Annotated in this window: 14 protein-coding genes; 11 read left to right on the top strand and 3 right to left on the bottom strand. The window is 63.8% G+C overall.

Annotated features, from left to right (window positions below; all coding sequences use genetic code 11):
* Window positions 1-15 precede the first annotated feature (15 nt).
* From gltB to cls, 10 genes are all read left to right on the top strand, one after another.
* On the top strand, window positions 16-4,560 hold the full coding sequence (gene gltB / locus H8S57_RS09675; protein ID WP_186907874.1) for a glutamate synthase large subunit: 4,545 nt from the start codon (window positions 16-18) through the stop codon (window positions 4,558-4,560).
* A 5-nt stretch (window positions 4,561-4,565) separates the two neighbouring features.
* Window positions 4,566-6,026: a glutamate synthase subunit beta gene (locus tag H8S57_RS09670; RefSeq protein WP_186907873.1), complete on the top strand. Its 1,461-nt coding sequence runs from the start codon at window positions 4,566-4,568 to the stop codon at window positions 6,024-6,026.
* Window positions 6,027-6,150: 124 nt separating this feature from the next.
* Window positions 6,151-6,903: a glycoside hydrolase family 25 protein gene (locus H8S57_RS09665; RefSeq protein WP_186907872.1), complete on the top strand. Its 753-nt coding sequence runs from the start codon at window positions 6,151-6,153 to the stop codon at window positions 6,901-6,903.
* A 331-nt stretch (window positions 6,904-7,234) separates the two neighbouring features.
* Window positions 7,235-8,149, top strand: a complete 915-nt coding sequence (gene murB, locus H8S57_RS09660; protein ID WP_186907871.1) for a UDP-N-acetylmuramate dehydrogenase — start codon at window positions 7,235-7,237, stop codon at window positions 8,147-8,149.
* Window positions 8,150-8,163: 14 nt separating this feature from the next.
* Entirely contained in the window at window positions 8,164-9,024 is an 861-nt protein-coding gene (gene rapZ / locus H8S57_RS09655) for an RNase adapter RapZ (protein WP_186907870.1), read from the top strand.
* A gap of 13 nt (window positions 9,025-9,037) precedes the next feature.
* Window positions 9,038-10,060: a gluconeogenesis factor YvcK family protein gene (locus H8S57_RS09650; RefSeq protein WP_186907869.1), complete on the top strand. Its 1,023-nt coding sequence runs from the start codon at window positions 9,038-9,040 to the stop codon at window positions 10,058-10,060.
* A gap of 57 nt (window positions 10,061-10,117) precedes the next feature.
* A complete protein-coding gene (gene whiA / locus H8S57_RS09645; RefSeq protein ID WP_186907868.1) occupies window positions 10,118-11,011 on the top strand; it encodes a DNA-binding protein WhiA in 894 nt (297 codons plus the stop codon).
* A gap of 41 nt (window positions 11,012-11,052) precedes the next feature.
* Entirely contained in the window at window positions 11,053-11,319 is a 267-nt protein-coding gene (locus H8S57_RS09640) for a hypothetical protein (RefSeq protein ID WP_186907867.1), read from the top strand.
* Between the two features lie 57 nt (window positions 11,320-11,376).
* Window positions 11,377-14,850: a DNA polymerase III subunit alpha gene (locus H8S57_RS09635; RefSeq protein WP_186907866.1), complete on the top strand. Its 3,474-nt coding sequence runs from the start codon at window positions 11,377-11,379 to the stop codon at window positions 14,848-14,850.
* 18 nt (window positions 14,851-14,868) lie between these two features.
* On the top strand, window positions 14,869-16,407 hold the full coding sequence (gene cls / locus H8S57_RS09630; RefSeq protein WP_369807610.1) for a cardiolipin synthase: 1,539 nt from the start codon (window positions 14,869-14,871) through the stop codon (window positions 16,405-16,407).
* Between the two features lie 147 nt (window positions 16,408-16,554).
* Here the strand turns inward: cls and H8S57_RS09625 are convergent, their stop codons facing one another.
* Both H8S57_RS09625 and H8S57_RS09620 read right to left on the bottom strand, forming a co-directional pair.
* The gene (locus tag H8S57_RS09625; protein WP_186907865.1) at window positions 16,555-17,553 is read right to left on the bottom strand and encodes an MBL fold metallo-hydrolase; all 999 of its coding nucleotides are present in this window, start codon (window positions 17,551-17,553) and stop codon (window positions 16,555-16,557) included.
* The gene (locus H8S57_RS09620) at window positions 17,550-18,083 is read right to left on the bottom strand and encodes a DUF4364 family protein (RefSeq protein WP_186907864.1); all 534 of its coding nucleotides are present in this window, start codon (window positions 18,081-18,083) and stop codon (window positions 17,550-17,552) included. Before H8S57_RS09620 ends, H8S57_RS09625 begins: the two co-directional genes overlap by 4 nt.
* 177 nt (window positions 18,084-18,260) lie before the next feature.
* Here H8S57_RS09620 and H8S57_RS09615 point away from each other — a divergent pair, with 177 nt between their 5' ends.
* The gene (locus tag H8S57_RS09615) at window positions 18,261-19,361 is read left to right on the top strand and encodes a DUF3048 domain-containing protein (protein ID WP_186907863.1); all 1,101 of its coding nucleotides are present in this window, start codon (window positions 18,261-18,263) and stop codon (window positions 19,359-19,361) included.
* A gap of 53 nt (window positions 19,362-19,414) precedes the next feature.
* On the opposite strand, the gene H8S57_RS09610 is transcribed toward H8S57_RS09615, so the two are convergent.
* Complete coding sequence (locus H8S57_RS09610; RefSeq protein ID WP_369807609.1) at window positions 19,415-20,050, bottom strand: hypothetical protein; 636 nt, start codon at window positions 20,048-20,050, stop codon at window positions 19,415-19,417.
* Window positions 20,051-20,082 lie beyond the last annotated feature (32 nt).

The following is a 20,082-nucleotide window of genomic DNA, read 5'->3' as shown; positions in this document are numbered from 1 at the left end:
AAGGGGGGCTTACAAATGGAACGACGCAAGTACGAGGCCGGCCGGCAGAGCGGGCTCTATTCTCCGGCCTTTGAGCATGACACCTGCGGCATCGGCGCGGTGGTGGACATCAAGGGCCGCCGCAGCCACCGGAATGTGGACGAGGCGCTGAAGATCGTGGAAAAGCTGGAGCACCGGGCGGGCAAGGACGCCGAGGGGAAGACCGGCGACGGCGTGGGCATCCTGGTGCAGATCTCCCACAAATTCTTCTCCAGGGCCGTGAAGGACCTGGGCTTTTCCCTGGGGGAGGAGCGGGATTACGGCATCGGGATGTTCTTCTTTCCCCAGGACACCCTCAAGCGCATGCAGGCCAAGAAGATGTTTGAGATCATCGTGCAGAAGGAGGGGCTGGAATTCCTGGGCTGGCGGACGGTGCCCGTGCGCCCGGAGATCTTGGGGCACAAGGCCCTGGCCAAAATGCCCTATATGGAGCAGGGCTTTGTGAAGCGCCCGGAGGGGCTGGAGCGGGGCCTTGGCTTTGACCGGAAGCTCTACGTGGTGCGCCGGGTGTTCGAGCAGTCCAACGACAACACCTATGTAGCCTCACTGTCCAGCCGTACCATCGTCTATAAGGGCATGTTTCTGGTGGAACAGCTGCGGGGCTTCTATCCGGATCTGCAAAGCCGCGACTATGAGTCCGCCGTGGCCCTGGTCCACTCCCGCTTCTCCACCAACACCAACCCGTCCTGGGAGCGGGCCCACCCCAACCGCCTCATGGCCCACAACGGCGAGATCAACACTATCCGGGGCAATGTGGACCGTATGCTGGCCCGGGAGGAGACCATGTCCTCCCGACTGCTGGACGGGGATATGGACAAGGTGCTGCCGGTGGTCAACGTCTCCGGCTCCGACTCGGCCATGCTGGACAATACGCTGGAGTTTCTGATGATGGCGGGCATGGACCTGCCTCTGGCCGTCATGGTGGCGATCCCGGAGCCCTGGAGCAACGACCGCACCATTTCCCGCTCTAAGCGGGATCTGTACCAGTATTACGCCACGCTCATGGAGCCCTGGGACGGTCCGGCCTCCATCCTCTTCTCCGACGGCGACGTGGTGGGCGCGGTGCTGGACCGCAACGGCCTGCGGCCCTCCCGGTATTACGTGACGGACGACGATAAGCTCATCCTCGCCTCCGAGGTGGGGGTGCTGGATCTCCCGCCGGAGCGCATCGTGGAGAAATCCCGTCTCCAGCCGGGGCGGATGCTGCTGGTGGATACCAAAGAAGGGCGCGTCATCGGGGACGAGGAGCTCAAGCAGCGCTACGCCTCCCGCCAGCCCTACGGCGAATGGCTGGACCGCAACCTGGTCCACCTGTCCGACCTGGAGGTGCCCAACCACCGGGCGCCCGTCTGCTCCAAGCAGCAGCGGGCCCGCCTGCAGAAGGCGTTCGGTTATACCTATGAGGATGTGCGCAATACCATCCTGCCGATGGCCCGCACCGGGGCGGAGCCCACCGCCGCTATGGGGACCGATATCCCCCTTGCGGTGCTGGACGACAAGGATCAGCCCCTGTTTCACTATTTCAAGCAGCTCTTTGCCCAGGTGACCAATCCGCCCATCGACGCGATCCGGGAAGAGATCGTCACCGACACCACCGTCTATGCCGGAGACGACGGGAACCTGCTGGAGGAACGGGCGGAAAACTGCCGGGTCCTCCAGATCCGAAACCCCATCCTCACCTCCACCGACATGATGAAGATCAAGGCCATGAAGCGCCCCGGCTTCCAGGTAGAGACCGTCTCCATCCTCTACTATAAGAATACGCCTCTGCAGCGGGCGCTGGAGCATCTCTTTGTGGCGGTGGACCGGGCCTACCGGGACGGGGCCAACATCGTGGTCCTCTCCGACCGGGGCGTGGATGAAAACCATGTGGCCATCCCGTCCCTGCTGGCGGTATCCGCCATTGAGCAGTACCTGGTCCGCACCAAGAAGCGCACGGCGGTCTCCATCCTGCTGGAGTCCGCCGAGCCCCGGGACGTCCACCATTTTGCCACCCTGCTGGGCTACGGCGCCCGGGCCATCCATCCCTATCTGGCCCAGGAGACCATCGTGGAGCTCATCGAGGAGGGCCTGCTGGACAAGGACTTTCACACGGCGGTGGACGACTACGACGCGGCCATCCTCCACGGCATCGTGAAGATCGCCTCCAAGATGGGCATCTCCACCCTCCAGTCCTATCAGTCCGCTCAGATCTTCGAGGCCATCGGCATCAACCGGGACGTGGTGGACGCGTATTTCACCAACACCGTCTCCCGGGTGGGCGGCATCGGCCTGCAGGAGATTGAGGAAATGGTGGACCGCAACCACTCCAAGGCGTTTGATCCGCTGGGCCTGGGATGCGACCCCGCACTGGACAGCATGGGGGTCCACAAGGCCCGTTCCGGAGCCGAGGACCACATGTACAATCCCCAGACCATCCACCTGCTGCAGCAGGCCGCCCGGAGGGGGGATTACGCGCTGTTCAAGCAGTATACCGCTCTGGTGGACGATGAGACCAGGCCCCACACGCTCCGGGGCCTTCTGGAGATGGAGTATCAGGATACGCCGCTCCCCCTGGACGAGGTGGAGAGCGTGGACTCCATCGTCAAGCGCTTCAAGACCGGAGCCATGAGCTATGGCTCCATCTCGCAGGAGGCCCACGAGTGCCTGGCACAGGCCATGAACCTGTTGGGCGGCAAGTCCAACTCCGGCGAGGGCGGCGAGGAGCCCGACCGCCTGGGCGATCCCTCCCGCAACTCCGCCATCAAGCAGGTGGCCTCCGGCCGCTTCGGCGTCACCAGCGCGTATCTGGTATCCGCCCGGGAGATCCAGATCAAGATGGCCCAGGGCGCCAAGCCCGGCGAGGGCGGGCATCTGCCGGCCGGCAAGGTCTACCCCTGGATCGCCAAGTGCCGCCACTCCACCCCCGGCGTCACCCTGATCTCCCCGCCGCCCCACCACGATATCTACTCCATCGAGGACTTGGCCCAGCTGATCTATGACCTGAAAAACGCCAACCGGGACGCACGCATCTCGGTGAAGCTGGTCAGCGAGGCCGGGGTGGGCACCATCGCCGCCGGCGTGGCCAAGGCCGGGGCCCAGGTGGTGCTCATCTCCGGCTATGACGGCGGCACCGGCGCCGCGCCCCGCACGTCCATCCATAACGCGGGCCTGCCCTGGGAGCTGGGGCTGGCGGAGACCCATCAGACCCTGATCCGGAACGACCTGCGCTCCCGCGTGGTCATCGAGACCGACGGCAAGCTGATGAGCGGCCGGGACGTGGCGATCGCCTGCATGCTGGGCGCCGAGGAGTTCGGCTTTGCCACGGCGCCGCTGGTGACCATGGGATGCGTGATGATGCGGGTGTGCAACCTGGACACCTGTCCCGTGGGCGTGGCCACACAGAATCCGGAGCTGCGCCGCCGCTTTGCGGGCAAGCCGGAATACGTGGTCAACTTTATGCGCTTTATCGCTCAGGAGCTGCGGGAGCACATGGCCCGGCTGGGCGTGCGCACCGTGGAGGAGCTGGTGGGCCGCACCGACCTGCTGAAGGTCCGGCCCCCGGTGAACCGCCGGGCGGCCACGGTAGACCTTCGCGCCCTTTTGGACAACCCCTATCCCGCCGGGACCAAGACCCACTTTGACCCCAAGGATGTGTTCGACTTCCATCTGGAGCAGAGCGTGGACCTGAAGACGCTGGAGAAGAAACTGGGCAAGGCCCTGGAGCAGGGGAAAAAGTGCCGGGTGGAGGTGGCGGTGTCCAGTACCGACCGCGCCGTAGGCGCGATCCTGGGCTCCGACATCACCCGGCTCCACGGCGGCGCGCTGGAGGAGGATACCTTTACCGTCAAATGTACCGGCGGCGGCGGGCAGTCCTTCGGGGCCTTCATTCCAAAGGGCCTGACCCTGGAGCTGGAGGGAGACGCCAACGACTATCTGGGCAAAGGCCTCTCCGGCGGTAAACTGGTGGTTTATCCACCCAGAGGCAGCCGGTTCCAGGCCGGCGAAAACATTCTGGTGGGCAACGTGGCCCTGTACGGCGCCACCAGCGGGACGGCGTTTCTCAACGGCGTGGCCGGAGAGCGCTTCTGCGTGCGCAATTCCGGTGCTACCGCCGTGGTGGAAGGCGTGGGTGACCACGGCTGCGAGTACATGACCGGCGGCCGGGTGGTGGTTCTGGGCCGCACCGGGCGCAACTTCGCCGCGGGCATGAGCGGCGGGGTGGCCTTTGTCCTGGATGAGGACCGGGATCTGTACCTGCGTCTGAACAAGGAACTGGTCTCGATGGAACTGGTCACCGAGAAGCACGATATCGCGGAACTGAAGGCGCTCATCCAGGCCCACGTGGACGCCACCGGCTCTCCGCGCGGCCGGGAGATCCTGGCGGATTTTGAGGGCTGTCTGCCGCGGTTCAAGAAGATCCTGCCGCACGATTACGACCGCATGCTGCGCACCATCGCCCAGTATGAGGAGAAGGGCATGACCCGCCGGCAGGCGGAGGTGGAGGCTTTTTACGTCAACACCGGCAAGAAAGGGGAGTAAGGCAGATGGGAAAGCCTACCGGATTTTTGGAATACCAGCGCCAGGCCAACCCGGCGGAGGACCCCCAGGCGCGCATCCGGCATTATCAGGAGTTTCACCCCCGGCTGGACCGGGAGGAGCGGCGGCGGCAGGGGGGGCGCTGCATGGAGTGCGGCGTGCCGTTCTGCCAGTCGGGCGCGGTGCTGGGCGGCATGGTCTCCGGCTGCCCGCTGCACAACCTGGTGCCGGAATGGAACGATCTGGTCTATACCGGCAACTTCGGCCACGCCCTGGAGCGGCTTTTAAAAACCAACAATTTTCCGGAATTCACCGGACGGGTCTGCCCCGCCCTGTGCGAGGCGGCCTGCACCTGCGGATTGCATGGACAGCCGGTCACGATCAAAGAAAACGAGCTGGGGATCATCGAGGACGCCTGGGAGCGCGGACTGGTCCGGCCCCGGCCCAGCGGAGCCTGCACCGGAAAGCGGGTGGCGGTGGTGGGCTCCGGCCCCTCCGGCCTGGCCTGCGCCGACCAGCTGAGCCTGCGGGGCCACAGCGTCACCGTCTTTGAGCGGGAGGACCGCCCCGGCGGCCTGCTGATGTACGGCATCCCCAACATGAAGCTGGAGAAATCCGTCGTCCTGCGCCGGATCGCACTGATGCGGGAGCAGGGCGTGACGTTCCGCTGCGGCGTGGACGTGGGGAGGGACCGGAAGGCCAAGGAGCTTTTGCAGGAGTTTGACGCAGTGGTGCTCTGCTGCGGCGCCTCGGATCCCCGGGATCTGAACGTAGCCGGACGGGAGACCCGTGGGGTCTGCTTCGCGGTGGACTTCCTCAAGGAGACCACCCGCAGCCTGCTGAATTCCGGCCTGACCGACGGAGCGTACCCCTCCGCCCGGGGGAAACACGTGGTGGTCGTGGGCGGCGGCGATACGGGCAATGACTGCGTGGGCACCTGTATCCGCCACGGCTGTAAGAGCGTGGTCCAGCTGGAGATGATGCCCAAGGCCCCCGACCGGCGCGGCGGGAACAATCCCTGGCCCGAGTGGCCCCGCGTCTGCAAGACAGATTACGGTCAGGAGGAGGCCGTCGCCGTCTTTGGCCGGGACCCGCGCCGCTACCAGACCACCGTTACGGAATTGCTTCCGGACGAACAGGGAAACCTGAAAGCCGTCAAGACCGTCCGGCTGGGAAGCGATTGCAAGCCCCTGCCGGGGAGCGAAGCGGTGCTGGAGTGCGAGCTGCTGCTCATCGCCGCGGGCTTTCTGGGGGCGCAGAAGTATGTCAGCGACGCCTTTGGCCTGGAGCTGACCCCACGCGCCTGTGTGAAAACGCAGGCGGACGGTTATGCTGCCGGCGCGGGCAAAATCTTCGCCGCCGGCGATATGCGCCGGGGCCAGTCCCTGGTGGTGTGGGCCATCCGGGAGGGCCGCGGCGCGGCCCGGGCGGTGGACGAGTACCTGATGGGCTATACCAATCTGCCATAAACGCATGCCAAAGCGCGCGCCGAATCGGTTCGACACGCCGGGGCGCGCCGCATTGCGGCGCGCCCACGATTTTTTTTGTTGCCATTTCCCGGATATCCGGGTATCATATTCTATGGTGATACGATTGAAAAAAGTTTTACGGGGACTGGGACGGCTCGCCCTGGTCCTCCTGGTTCTTTGCGCCGCCGTGCTGGCGCTTTTGGGCCTGCTGCGCTGGCGGGGGCTGCTGCTCTTCGCCCAGGAGGCGGACCCGGAGCAGTGGGAGGTTTTCGGCGTGGATGTCTCCTCCTACCAGGGAGTGGTGGACTGGCCCGTCCTGGCGGAGCAGGGGGTGGACTTCGCCTTCCTCAAGGCCACCGAAGGAAGCGCCCTGCAAGACCGGCAATTTTCCGCCAACTGGGCGGGCGCGTTCGCGGCGGGCATCCGGGCGGGGGCTTACCACTTTCTCAGCTACGACAGCTCCGGAGACGCCCAGGCGGATCATTTTATCAGCGTGGTGCCCCGGACCGAGGGAATGCTGCCTCCGGTGGTGGATATCGAGTTTTATGGCGCCTATCTGACCGATCCGCCGGAGCGCGCGGCGGTACGCGCCATTCTGGACCCGCTGCTGGCGCGTTTGGAGGAGTATTACGGCGTCAAGCCCATCCTCTATGTGACCTATCGCTCCTATTATCGCTATCTGGCGGGAGGAGACTATGGGGCCTATCCCATCTGGTGCTCCAGCCCGGTGGTCTTCCCGCTGGTGCCGGGCTGGACCTTCTGGCAGTATTCGCACACCGCCCGTCTCCCGGGTTATTACGGAAGCCAGGACAAGATCGACCTGAACGTCTTCCGGGGCGGCGCGGCGGAGTTCCAGCGCTTTGGAAATCCGGCGTGAGCTCTTCTATTCCAACGCGAAATCTGATATAATAATGCAAGGCGGCGCAGCACAAGTATGCCTGCGGCGCTTTGCGGCAATTTTGCGCCGTAAATGTGTTGGCAATACGCGAGATACACAAAGGATTTCGGTGTTTTTCACCTTTTTGGCGCAAAGTTTCCTGCAAACGGCATTTGGAAAATGATACCGTCGGCAAACGGGAGACAACGCGGTTGTTCGGGGCTGCGAGAACATCCGGCTTCGTCATCCTTGCAGCCGGGCGTCAGCCCGGCTGCCTTGTCCGCCGGTGGTACGGCGTTGCCTTGATCAATGATCCTGACGGAGGTGGGGTATGGATCGCTTTTCTGCCCTTGCGACCGAATTGAAACGTACGCTGCCCGGCCTGGAGCTGCGGGAGGAGGAGCCCATGCGGGGGCACACCACCTTCCGGGTGGGGGGACCGGCCCGTCTGATGGCGCTGCCCGGGAGCCGGAAGGAGGCCGCCGCCGCCGTGCGGGCGGCCGCAGAGAAGGGGATCGCCCCCTTTTTCCTGGGAAATGGCAGCAATCTGCTGGTGTCGGACGCCGGCTACGAGGGCTTCGTGCTCAAGGTGAGCGGCCTGGATCGGGTATGGGAGGCCAACCGCCGCCTGCGGGCGGAGAGCGGCATCTCCCTGGCCCGGCTGGCCAGGGCGGCCCTGGGCCGGGGGCTGACCGGCCTGGAGTTCGCCCACGGCATCCCCGGCACTCTGGGGGGCGCAGTGGTGATGAACGCCGGGGCCTATGGCGGGGAGATGGTTCAGGTGCTCACCGCAGTCACCTATCTGGACGGGGCGGGGGAGGAGCGCACCCTGCCCGCCGCCGAGTGCGCCCTGACCTACCGGCACAGCCTGTTCTCCGACCACCCGGACTGGCTTGTCCTGGAGGCGGAGCTGGAGCTCCAGCCGGGAGATGCGGAGGCCATCCAGGCCCGCATGGACGAGCTGGCCGCCAAACGGCGGGAGAAACAGCCCCTGGAGTGGCCCAGCGCCGGGAGCACCTTCAAGCGGCCGGAGGGGCGCTTTGCCGCCGCGCTTATCGAGGAATGCGGGCTCAAGGGCACGCGGGTGGGCGGCGCCCAGGTGTCGGAGAAGCACGCGGGCTTTCTTGTCAACCGGGGCGGAGCCACGGCGGACGACGTGCGGCGGCTCATCGCGCGTGTCCAGGAGACGGTTCTGGCGCGCACCGGCGTAGCGCTGGAGCCGGAAGTGAAATTTTTGGGATTTTGAGGACTGTGACCAATATGGAATTGATACTGATCTCCGGCCTGTCCGGGGCGGGAAAAAGTAAGGTGGCCTCCTTTTTGGAGGACATCGGATTTTATGTGGTGGACAATCTGCCCGCCCCGCTGATCCCGAAATTTGCGGAGCTGTGCATGGCCTCTCCCGGGCGGTATGAGCGGGTGGCCCTGGTCACCGATATCCGGGGCGGACAGACCTTCGAGGGCCTCTTCGAGGCGCTGTCGGCGCTGCATCGGATGGGCTGCGATTATAAGATCCTCTTCGTGGAGGCCGGCGTGGAGACCATCATCAAGCGCTATAAGGAGACCCGGCGCATCCACCCGCTGGCGGGCGCGTCCCGTTCCCTGGATGAGGCGGTGCGCCAGGAGCGCACGGTGCTTGCACCCGTCCGGCAGCGCGCGGAGTACATCATCGACACTTCGGCCCTGACCAACGCCAAGCTGCGGGGAGAGGTGCTGCGGATCTTCGGCGGCGGGGCGGATACGCCCGCGATGAGCGTCAACGTCATCTCCTTCGGCTTTAAATACGGCATCCCCATCGAGGCCGACCTGGTGTTCGACGTGCGCTTTTTGCCCAACCCCTACTATATTGCCGAGCTGCGCCATCAGACCGGCCTGGACGACGGGGTGTACAGCTTCGTCTTCGGCTACCAGCAGACCCGCGACTTTATGACCCATATGGAGCATCTGATGGGCTTTTTGCTGCCGCAGTATGTGGAGGAGGGAAAGACGGTGCTGGTCATCGGTGTGGGCTGCACCGGCGGACAGCACCGCAGCGTCGCCATTACCCGCGCCCTGGCGGAGTTTATCCGCCGGAAGGGCTATCCAGCCACGGAAAACCACCGGGACATGACCCGTGCATAAGGAGGGCGCAGCGATGGAACATGACGAATGCGCCCAGGCCGGGTGGGAGCAGCGGGGGCCCCGTGTGGTCGCCATCGGCGGCGGCACCGGCCTTTCCACCATGCTGCGGGGCCTGAAAAACCACACCAAGAACCTGACCGCTATCGTCACCGTGGCGGATGACGGAGGCGGATCCGGCAGGCTGCGCCAGGACCTTGGCATGCCCCCGCCGGGGGACATCCGCCACTGTATGGAGGCCCTGGCCAATGTGGAGCCGGTCATGCAGCAGCTGTTGACCTACCGCTTCCCGGCGGGCTCCGGCAACCTGACGGGCCAGTCCTTCGGGAATCTGATCCTGGCGGCCCTCAACGGCATTTCCGATTCCTTCGACCAGGCGGTGGCCCGCATGAGCCAGGTGCTGGCCATCTCCGGCCGGGTGCTGCCGGTGACCAATGCCGACGTGGCGCTGGAGGCCACCTTTGAAAACGGCGCCACGGTGCTGGGGGAGTCCAAGATCTGTGCCTTCAAAAAGGCTCAGGACTGCCGCATTGAGAGTGTGCGCCTGCTGCCCGAGCATCCCAAGGCGCTGCCGGAGGCGGTGCGTGCGATCCGTCAGGCCGACCTGATCCTGCTGGGGCCGGGAAGCCTGTATACCAGCGTCATCCCAAACCTGCTGGTGGACGGCATTTCCGATGCGGTGTGCGCCTCCGACGCGCTGAAGATCTACATCTGCAATATCATGACCCAGGATGGGGAGACCGAGGGCATGACGGCCTGCGACCATGTGAAGGCCCTGCTGCGCCATTCCGCCCCGGCGCTGGTGGACCTGTGCCTGTGCAACTGCGCCCCCGTGCGCCAGGGCCTGCTGGAGCGCTACCGGGAAGAGGACGCCGCTCCCATCGTTGTGGACCGGGACGCGATCGAAGCGCTGGGCGTGGAGGTGGTGGAGCGGCCCCTGGCCTCCGAGACCCAGGATTACGCCCGCCACTCCGTCCGGCGTCTGGCCCAGGCGGTGATGGAACTCTACAGCGAACGGGCGGACACGAAAATTTTTTAAACCCGCCTGGACCAGCGTTCTTCTCATCGGTTTGCCGGGGCGGGGGGGAGGTAGCCCATGTCCTTTTCTTCACAGGTGAAAGCGGAACTGTGCCGCTCGTCCCTCTCCCGCCGCTGCTGCGCTCAGGCGGAGGCCTACGGGGTGCTGCTCTATTGCAACCAGTTTACCCCCCGGCAGGTGCGGATCGTCACGGAGTCGGCGGAGTTTGCCCAGCGTCTGCCCGCTCTGTTTCAGAAAGCCTTTCGCCTCGCCTTTGACCGCATGCCGGAGGAAGGGGCGGGCAAGCGGACCTTTCAGATCACCGCGCCGGACAAGCTGTGCGCCCTCTTTTCCGCCTTTGGCCAGAACCCGGCGGAGAGCTTGGCCCACCACATCAATTTTGCCGTGCTGGAGGAGGAACACTGCCGTACGGCCTTTTTCCGGGGGGCCTTTCTGGCGGGCGGCTCGGTCACTGACCCGGCCAAGCGCTACCATCTGGAGCTTGCCACTGCGCACCTGAGCGTCAGCGGAGAGCTGCGCGCGCTGCTGCTGGAGGCGGGGTTTTCCCCCAAGGAGACCCTGCGCAAGGGGAACAGCCTGACCTATTTCAAGCAGAGCGAGGCGATTGAGGATTTTTTGACGGCCATCGGCGCGCCGCTGGCCGCGATGGAGATCATGAACGCCAAGGCGGAGAAAGACTTGCGGGGGAGCGTCAATCGCCGGGTCAACTGTGACGCCCACAACCTGGACAAGGCGGTGGACGCCGCCCAGGAACAGATCGAGGCCATCTATACGCTGGAACAGCGGGGCATGCTGGCGGAACTGCCGGACAAGCTCAAGGAAGCGGTGGATCTGCGCATGGCGCATCCGGAAATGACACTGTCCCAGCTCTGCACCCTGTGCGACCCGCCGGTGAGCAAGTCGGCCCTCAATCACCGGCTGCGAAAGCTGTTGGGACTGGCGAAACGGTGAGGCCCTTGCGGGCGATGGGAAACGGGAGAGGGAGCGGAAGGATGGAACGGAAACTGAATTCCATTTGGAAAAAGCAGCTGCTGTGCTGCGTGGCGGTCTTTTTTGCGGGCCTTCTGGCCGGATACCTCCTGCACAACGGCGTGCCCGTCATCCTGGGCGGAGCCGTGCTGTGCGTGAGCGCAGTGGCCGCCGAGCGGGGCCTGCGCTGCCCGTCCTGCGGTGAGAGCGTCTTCAAACAGGCCATGGAGCGCACTTCGGAGGGCGGGTTTGCCTGTCCCAAGTGCAAGAAACGCATGGAATGGCGGTAGGGCGGCGCAGCGTCCGCCCTGCCGCTCACCGGAGAGAACAAAAAGGAGCTGAATCGCATGTCCTTCGTCCACCTGCATGTCCATACGGAATTTTCTCTGCTGGACGGCGCCTGCCGCATCACGGAGCTGGTCAAGCGCGTCAAGGAGCTGGGACAGAGCGCCGTGGCCATCACCGACCACGGGGTCATGTACGGCGTGGTGGACTTTTATAAGGCCTGCAAGGCGGCGGGGGTCAAGCCCATCATCGGCTGCGAGGTCTACGTAGCCCCGCGGAGCCGCACCGACCGCGTCCACGAGTACGACGCGGAGGCCCGCCATTTGATCCTCCTGTGCAAAAACGAAGTAGGCTACCGCAACCTCTGTTTTCTGGACTCGGCGGCCTTTACCGAGGGCTTCTACATCAAGCCGCGCATCGACAAGCAGCTGCTGCGGGAACACGCGGAAGGCCTGATCGCCCTGTCCGCCTGTCAGTCGGGGGAGGTGCCCCGCCTGATCCTGGCGGGCAATTACGAGGCCGCCAAGGCCGCCGCGCTGGAGATGCGGGAGCTCTTTGGGGCGGACGGCTACTATCTGGAGCTTCAGGACCACGCCTTGCCCCGGGACCCGGAGATCAATCAGGGACTGCTGCGCATCCATCAGGAGACCGGCATTCCCCTGGTGGTGACCAACGACGCCCACTACCTCCGCCGGGAAGACGCCCAGATGCAGGACACCCTGATGTGCATCCAGATGGGCAAAACGGTGGACGACCCCAATCGCCTGAAGATGGAGACCCAGGAACTTTATGTGAAGTCCGCCGAGGAGATGGCGGCCCTCTTTCCCGACTATCCCCAGGCGGTGGAGAACACGCAGAAGATCGCCGACGCCTGCAATCTGGAGTTCCGGTTCGGCGTACACCATCTGCCGGAATTCAAGCTGCCCGAAGGCTATGACGACGGGGACGCCTACTTCCAAAAGCTCTGTGAAGAGGGGTTTGCCCGCCGCTACCCCGACGCCCCGGCGGCCTATCGGGAGCGGCTGACCTACGAGATGGGCGTCATCCGGCAGATGGGCTTTGTGGACTACTTCCTCATTGTCTCCGACTTCATCGGCTACGCCAAGGGGCGGGGCATTCCGGTGGGGCCGGGCCGTGGCTCGGCGGCGGGGAGCATGGTGGCCTACTGTATGAAGATCACCGATGTGGACCCCATGAAATACAGCCTCTATTTCGAGCGCTTTCTGAACCCGGAGCGGGTCACGATGCCTGATATCGACATCGACTTCTGCATCCGCCGCCGCCAGGAGGTCATTGAATATGTCCAGGACAAGTACGGCGCCGACCACGTGGCCCAGATCGTCACCTTCGGCACCATGGCCGCCCGCGGGGCCATCCGGGACGTGGGCCGGGCCCTGAACATCCCCTATGCCGATGTGGACGCGGTGGCCAAGCAGGTGCCGTCCACCCTCCACATCACTCTGGACGACGCCCTCAAGCTCTCCAAGCAGCTCAAGGACTCCTATGAGGGGGACGAGCGCATCCGCACTCTCATCGACACGGCGCGGGCCATCGAGGGCATGCCCCGCCACGCCTCCACCCACGCCGCCGGGGTGGTCATCACCCGCAGGCCGGTGGTGGATTATGTGCCTCTGGCGAAAAACGACGAATCCGTGGTCACGCAGTATGTGATGACGACCCTTGAGGAGCTGGGCCTGCTCAAAATGGATTTTCTGGGCCTGCGCAACCTGACCATTCTGGATGACACCGTGAAGCTGGTAGCGGCAAAGCAGCCGGGCTTTACGCTGGCGGATATCCCGGACTCCGATCCGGAGGTGTTCCGGATGCTTTCCGACGGGCGGACCTCCGGCGTGTTCCAGATGGAATCGGCGGGGATGACCGGCGTATGCGTGGGCCTCAAGCCCCAGAACATTGAGGACATCACCGCCATCATCGCCCTCTACCGCCCCGGCCCTATGGATTCCATCCCGCGCTTCATCGCCTGCAAGCACAATCCGGACAAGGTCAAGTACAAGACCCCGCTTCTGGAGCCTATTTTGTCGGTGACCTACGGCTGTATCGTTTATCAGGAGCAGGTCATCGAGATATTCCGCAAGCTGGCGGGGTATACTCTGGGACAGGCGGATATGGTGCGCCGGGCGATTTCAAAGAAAAAGCGGGCCCAGATCGAACAGGAGCGGAAATCGTTCGTCTACGGCGATTCGGACCGGGGCATCACCGGCTGTGTGAACCGGGGCGTCCCGGAGCAGACGGCGCAGGATATTTACGATGAGATCGAAGCCTTTGCCGAGTACGCCTTCAACAAGGCCCACGCGGTGAGTTACGCCATCGTGGCCTATCAGACGGCCTGGTTCAAGTATCACTACACCAAGGAGTACATGGCCGCCCTGCTGACCTCCGTACTGGATTCCAGCGAGAAGGTGGCCGAGTATATCGCGGAATGCAAGGAATGCGGCATCCCCCTGCTGCCGCCGGATATCAACGAGTCCGGGGCGGATTTCACCGTGTCCGGCGACCACATCCGCTTCGGACTGGTGGCGGTCAAGGGCGTAGGGCGGGGATTCATCAACGCTGTGCTGGCGGAGCGGGAACAGGCGGGGGCCTTTTCCGGTTTTCCGGACTTCTGCCAGCGCCTGTTTGACGCGGACCTGAACAAGCGGGTGCTGGAGAACCTCATCAAATGCGGGGCGTTTGACAGCATGGGCGTCTATCGTTCCCAGCTGCTGGACGTGTGCGAGTCGGTGGTGGACCAGATCGCCCAGACCCGCCGCAAGAACCTGGAAGGCCAGTTTGACCTGTTCGGCGGGGGAGGGGACGTGACGGAGTCCGCCCCGGCGATGCACCTGAAGAATCTCCCGGAGTACAGCCGCAGTCAGCTGATGCGTATGGAAAAGGAGACCACCGGCCTTTATCTCACCGGCCATCCCATGGACGAATACCGGGACCTGGCCAAGCGCTTCCAGGCGGCGCCCATCGGCGGCGTGCTCTCCGACTTTGAGCAGGAGAGCGGGCCCAGCGCCTACCGGGACGGCCAGCGCCTCACGCTGGCCGGAGTTGTGACGGCCTCCAAGACCAAGACCACCCGGAACAATACGCTCATGGCCTACGTAACGCTGGAGGACGACACCGGCTCGCTGGAGATGCTGGTTTTTGCACGGGTGCTGGCGGAGTGCGGGCCTTATCTGAAAGAGAATATGCCCATCCTGGCGGAGGGGCGCATCTCCGTCCGGGACGAGAAGGCGCCCCAGCTCATGTGCGACCGGGTGCGCCCTCTGGAGCAGGCGGGCACAGCCGCACCCGCCGCTTCCGAAGAGAGTGGAAAAGCAAAAAAGCTTTACATCCGTGTGCCCAGTATGGACGACCCCCGCTGGAAAAAGATCCAGCTGATTTTGACCATGTTCCCGGGAGAGGAGCTGTTCAAGGCAAAGTTCGAGGCGGAAAACCAGTGGACGAGCCCCACTCCGGTGGTGGTCCATCCGGCCCTGGTACGGGAGCTGGAGGAACTGCTGGGGGCGGAAAATGTCGTCGTGAAGTGAGGAGGCCTACCTGTGAATATTAAAAAGCTCACCTCGCTGATCTTCAACCGGACGGTGCTGATTGCGGCCCTGATCGTTTTCCAGGCGGCATTGCTGCTGGTGTCCATGGTGTTTTTTTCCGCCTTTTTCGTTTATTTTTATTGGAACTGTGTGATCCTGTCCATCCTGGCGGTACTGATCATCGTCTCCCGGCAGACGGACCCGGGGTATAAGATCGCCTGGATCATCCCGATCCTCATTTTCCCGGTCTTCGGCTGGCTGGTGTACCTGCTGTGCGGCGGCAACCGTCTTTCCGCGCGGATGCGGCGGAAAATGCAGGGAATGGACCGCAAGATGATCGAGGTGCTGGAGCAGGACTGTAAGGCGGAATCCCTTTCGGGCTTTGGAATGGATGCGGTGATCCAGTCCCGTTACCTGGAGCGGTATGCCCACTGTCCCGCCTATACCAATACCGATACCCGCTATTTTCCGCTGGGGGACGACGCGTTTCCGGTGATGCTGGAGGAGCTGCGCCATGCAAAGCGCTATATTTTCCTTGAATACTTTATCATCGCTCCCGGTATCTTCTGGGACTCTGTGCTGGAGATCCTCAAGGAAAAGCACGCTGCGGGCGTGGATGTGCGCATCATCTACGACGATGTGGGGTGCCTGCCCACGCTGCCGATGCGGTATGACCGGAAGCTGGAGGCCGAGACCGGCATCCCCTGCTGCTCGTTCAACCGCTTCAAACCGGTGCTCTCCATCCGCATGAACAACCGGGACCACCGGAAATTCTGCATCATCGACGGGCACACCGCCTTTACCGGCGGCATTAACCTGGCCGACGAGTATATCAATGCCAAGCCGCGCTATGGGCACTGGAAGGACAGCGCGATCCAGGTCAAGGGGGCGGCGGCTTGGAGCATGACGGTGATGTTCCTGACGATGTGGGAATACATCCGGGAGGTAGAGGAGGACTATGACCGCTTCCGGGCGCCTGCGCCGCCTGCCGGGGCAGAGCCGGGCGGGAACCATTTCGTGCAGCCCTATACGGACAACCCGCTGGATAACGAGGCGGTGGGGGAGACGGTATACCTGAACCTCATCAACAAGGCGCAGAATTATGTTTATATCATGACGCCTTACCTGATCGTCAGCGACAGTGTGAATACCGCCCTGTGCAACGCGGCCAAGGCCGGGGTGGACGTGCGCATCATCACGCCCCACGTCCCGGACAAGCGCCTGGTCTTTGAGCTGACCCGCGCCCACTACCAGCCCTTGCTGGAGGCGGGCGTACAGATTTTTGAATACACGCCCGGCTTTGTCCACGCGAAAAATTTTGCAGTGGACGATCGTTACGGCACGGTAGGCTCCATCAACCTGGACTACCGCAGCATGTTCCTGCATTTTGAGGATGGAGTTTGGCTTTGCAATGACCCTACGGTATTGGAGATCAAGGCGGATTTCCTGGCGACCCAGGCCCGGAGCCAGGCGGTCACCCTGGAACAGTGCCGCGGCCACTCCTGGCCCCGGAAATTTCTGCGCTCCATCCTGCGGGTGGTGGCGCCGCTGGTGTGAACGAGCCGCCCCCGCCGGAAAACCGGCGGGGGCGGCTCAGTGTGCGGAAAGAGTATCGTCATTGCCCGCCTCGCAGAGTTCCGCCGCCCGCAGGCGGCGGAATCAAATTAGGCCGCTTGTATATCGGGGGGCGGCTTTGAGGGGCGGTCAGGAGCGCGCAAAGTAGGCCGCACGCCCGTCTGCGGTGCGCCGCTCGATCCGCCCCAGGGCGGCCAGATGATCCAGATGGGACATGCATTCTCCCACGGCAAACCACTTCTGAGTCTCCGGAAACTCCGCCCAGGAAGCGGCGCGGATCTTCCAGCTCATATAGCCTGCCAGCGTATAGGCCCCCGCTCCGGGGTGGTCCCGCACGGCGGCGAAGGCCTCCTCCAGCCGGCACTGGTGGTGCGCCGTCAGCTGTCCCACCCGGGCGGTCAGGTCCCCGCGGCCCCGGTGGCCGGGCAGAGGGAGGGCGCCGCCGTAGGCGCGCACCCGCTCCAGACTGACCAGGTAGGAACCCAGGGCGTCCGGCATGGCAGGCCAGGCGGTGATATTGGGGGTAATATCGAAGAGCACGTGATCCCCAAGGAGAATGGCATTGTGTTCCTCCAGGAAGAAGCACATCTGCCCCGGCGTGTGTCCCGGCATCAGCAGGCACCGCAGCCGCCAGGGGCCCAGCTCCAGAAGCTGGCCGTCCTCCAGGCTTTCATAGTGACCGCCGGTGGGCGGAGCCATGGAGCGGGCGGGGTTGGTGTCGTTCAGATGGCGCAGGGACAAAAGCGGAAAGCCCTCCTCCAGAAAGCGCCGCTCCGCCATACCCCAGAAGACCCGGCGGGCCTCCGGATCGTCCAGGGAGGGACGGTCCACGCGGCTGACGTAGATGGTCCCCGCCGTACCCGCCACCTCCGGGGCAAGACCGGAATGATCGGAATGCAGATGGGTGAGCACCACGTCGATGGGCTTGTCCAGGCAGCCCAGGGCCTCCAGCCCGGCAAACAGGGCCTCCCGGCAGGCGCTCTGACGAAAGCCGGTATCCACCAGAACGCTGCGCTGTGCGCCGCGGAGCAGATAGGCGTTGAGCTCTTTCAGCGGGTTGCCGGGCAGGGGCACAGGGATCCGGAAGAGGCCGGGCAGCAGTTCTTCGGGAAAGGGAGAGCGGCTCATTCGGTTTCCTCCTCATCCAGCAGGGCGGAAAGGACTTCGTTGTAGACCCGCTCGGGCTTGGCCTGAAAACCGGAGCACAGGCGCTCCCCCTGGTCCCGGGAGGCGCAGAACAGGGACAGGGAAAACAGATTCCCGCCGTCGTCGTCCAGGGCCAGCTCCACGGTAAAGCCGCCCTCCGCCCGCTCCAGGACCTGCGAGCGTACCTGGGCATTGCGCCGCAGCGCGCCGTTGAGCTTGGATACCTGGAGCCCGGCCTTGCGCTTGACCGAGTAGGGCAGGCTGCTCTCACAGGCGGCGCCGTCCCGGCGCCCTTTCTCCGTGATGGCGTAGCGGTCGTCTTCCAAAACCAAATGGCCGGTCTCCACCAGCTCGTTTACCGCCTCGGCAAATTCGAAATAATCGACGCCCCCGTCGCACATGGTCAGATCGGTGAGCGTGGGAAAGTCAATGGGGGCCACCACCCGGGCCATCAGGTAGAGAATGAGAAATTTGATATCCAGCTTGTCATGGATAAAGCCATAGCGGGCCATCGTGTATGCTCCTTTCCCCCAAACAGATGGGATACCCTTCGTTGACAAGGGCAATTCCATTATACCGAAAAAAGGCCGCTGCCACAAGGGAAAGTTTCAGCCGCTTGACAGGGGGTCAGATATGGGGGTATCATACAGGGGAAACAGAAACGTGAAACAGAACGGAGGAACCCCACCATGGGAAAGAAACGGCTGCCCCTGCTCCTGGCGCTTTTCCTGCTCCTCTCCGCCTGCGGCGGGCCCGGTGATCCGGAGGCGACCCCCACGTCCGCACCCACGCCGGAAGCGGCGGTTACATCGCAGCCCGCTCCCGCACCCACGCCGGAGCCTTACGACGGACCGTGGAACCCACTGACCGGGGAGCCCATCGGGGAGGACTGGGTCAACCGGCGCCCGGTGGCGATCATGCTCAACAATTTGAAGGAGGCCCTGCCGCAGCAGGGACAGTCCGAGGCCGACATCCTCTATGAGGTGCTGGCGGAAGGCGGCATCACCCGGATGCTGGGGGTCTATCAGAGTGTGGAGGGCGTGGGGAAGATCGGTTCCATTCGTTCTGCCCGGCCTTATTATCTGGAGCTGGCGCTGGGGCATGACGCCGTCTACCTCCATGCCGGCGGCAGCGAGGACGCCTACGCCAAGATCCGCCAGTGGGGCGTGGACGCGCTGGACGGCGTACGGGGACCCTATATGAGCAACAGCGACAATGGAAACCTGATGTGGCGGGATTCCGAGCGGCGCAAGAGCTACAGTCTGGAGCATACCGTGGTTACCAGCGGAGACGCCGTTTGCGAGCGTTTTGCCGGCTATACCGGTCTGCGGCAGGAGCATGAAGACGGCTATGTCTATGAGATGTCTTTTGTTCAGGACGGTACGCCGGCGGGCGGTGCGGCGGCACAACAGATCACCGTGCCCTATTCCAACTACAAGACGGGGCTGTTCACGTACGATGCGGACACCGGCCGTTACCAGGTGGAGGAATACGGCAAGCCCTATGTGGACGGAAACACCGGCGAAACGGTGGCGGTGACCAATGTGATCGTTATCAAGACGGCCTGTAAAAATACCGGCGACAAATACGCCCACATCACCGTGGATCTGTCCAGCGGCGGCGCAGGATGGTTTGCCTGCGGCGGACAGTATATTCCCATCACATGGACCAAGGATTTTCCGGATGGGCAGCTGCGCTATTTCGATGCTGAAGGCGAGCCGCTCACCTTCGGCGTGGGGAATACCTATGTGAACATCGTCCCCCTGGACAGCGCCGTGAGCTTTACATAACCAAAACACCCCCGGCATCGGAAGATGCCGGGGGTGTTTGTTTCAGGGGGCGGTCAGCTGCAGCAGCCCTTGAAGTCACGGTAGCCCTCGCCGCAGGGGGCGATGCTGTTGGGGGGGAAGAATTCGTCCACAGGGAATTTGACGTGACGGAAGATCTCGCAGGGGTCGTCGTCGCAGTTCCCGCAGGCGCACTCCTTTTCGGGCATGCAGTAGTCGTAGGCAGGCATAAGCAGCTGGGAGTCCCGCTCCAGACGGATAATGGAGAACTGGCCCAGGGTGACGTAAATGCGCTTGCCCTCGCCGCCGAAGCACAGGTCGCTGCCGAAGCAGGCGCAGATGCAGGGGGGAATCTCGGTGAGTTCGCAGTCGCAGCAGGGACGGCACTCGCAGACCTCCACCAATTTCATGTTGAGGACGATGGGGTCCACCGCCTCCACCACGGCGGTCGGCAGGTTGGTTTTGCGGATGTTCTGCTCGTCCAGGGCTTCAAAGGCGGCCTCAGAGGAAAAGACTTTGGCGGTGCCCTCGCTGCCGAAGAGGATGACGCGTTTGTCAAAGACGCACAGGCCGCAGACTTCGACCGGGCGGGCCGCGCCTACGAAGGCGTCGGCGGTGACGCGGTAGAAATAGCGCACGTCCACCGTGTAAAAGCCGCGGTTGAAGCCGATGGGCTCTACGTCGATGTACACGTACAGCAGCTCGGCCTTGCCGGCCTTGATGC

The organism is Lawsonibacter hominis, from assembly GCF_014287895.1.
GTDB lineage: Bacteria > Bacillota > Clostridia > Oscillospirales > Oscillospiraceae > Lawsonibacter_A > Lawsonibacter_A hominis.
This window is presented reverse-complemented; position numbering and strand designations above follow the sequence as displayed.

Coding starts and splice junctions, on each gene's coding strand:
- rapZ (WP_186907870.1), top strand. CDS start 8,164: ATGGAATTGATACTGATCTCCGGCCTGTCCGGGGCGGGAAAAAGTAAG.
- H8S57_RS09650 (WP_186907869.1), top strand. CDS start 9,038: ATGGAACATGACGAATGCGCCCAGGCCGGGTGGGAGCAGCGGGGGCCC.
- H8S57_RS09625 (WP_186907865.1), bottom strand. CDS start 17,553: ATGAGCCGCTCTCCCTTTCCCGAAGAACTGCTGCCCGGCCTCTTCCGG.
- H8S57_RS09620 (WP_186907864.1), bottom strand. CDS start 18,083: ATGGCCCGCTATGGCTTTATCCATGACAAGCTGGATATCAAATTTCTC.
- whiA (WP_186907868.1), top strand. CDS start 10,118: ATGTCCTTTTCTTCACAGGTGAAAGCGGAACTGTGCCGCTCGTCCCTC.
- murB (WP_186907871.1), top strand. CDS start 7,235: ATGGATCGCTTTTCTGCCCTTGCGACCGAATTGAAACGTACGCTGCCC.
- H8S57_RS09635 (WP_186907866.1), top strand. CDS start 11,377: ATGTCCTTCGTCCACCTGCATGTCCATACGGAATTTTCTCTGCTGGAC.
- gltB (WP_186907874.1), top strand. CDS start 16: ATGGAACGACGCAAGTACGAGGCCGGCCGGCAGAGCGGGCTCTATTCT.
- H8S57_RS09640 (WP_186907867.1), top strand. CDS start 11,053: ATGGAACGGAAACTGAATTCCATTTGGAAAAAGCAGCTGCTGTGCTGC.
- H8S57_RS09615 (WP_186907863.1), top strand. CDS start 18,261: ATGGGAAAGAAACGGCTGCCCCTGCTCCTGGCGCTTTTCCTGCTCCTC.
- H8S57_RS09670 (WP_186907873.1), top strand. CDS start 4,566: ATGGGAAAGCCTACCGGATTTTTGGAATACCAGCGCCAGGCCAACCCG.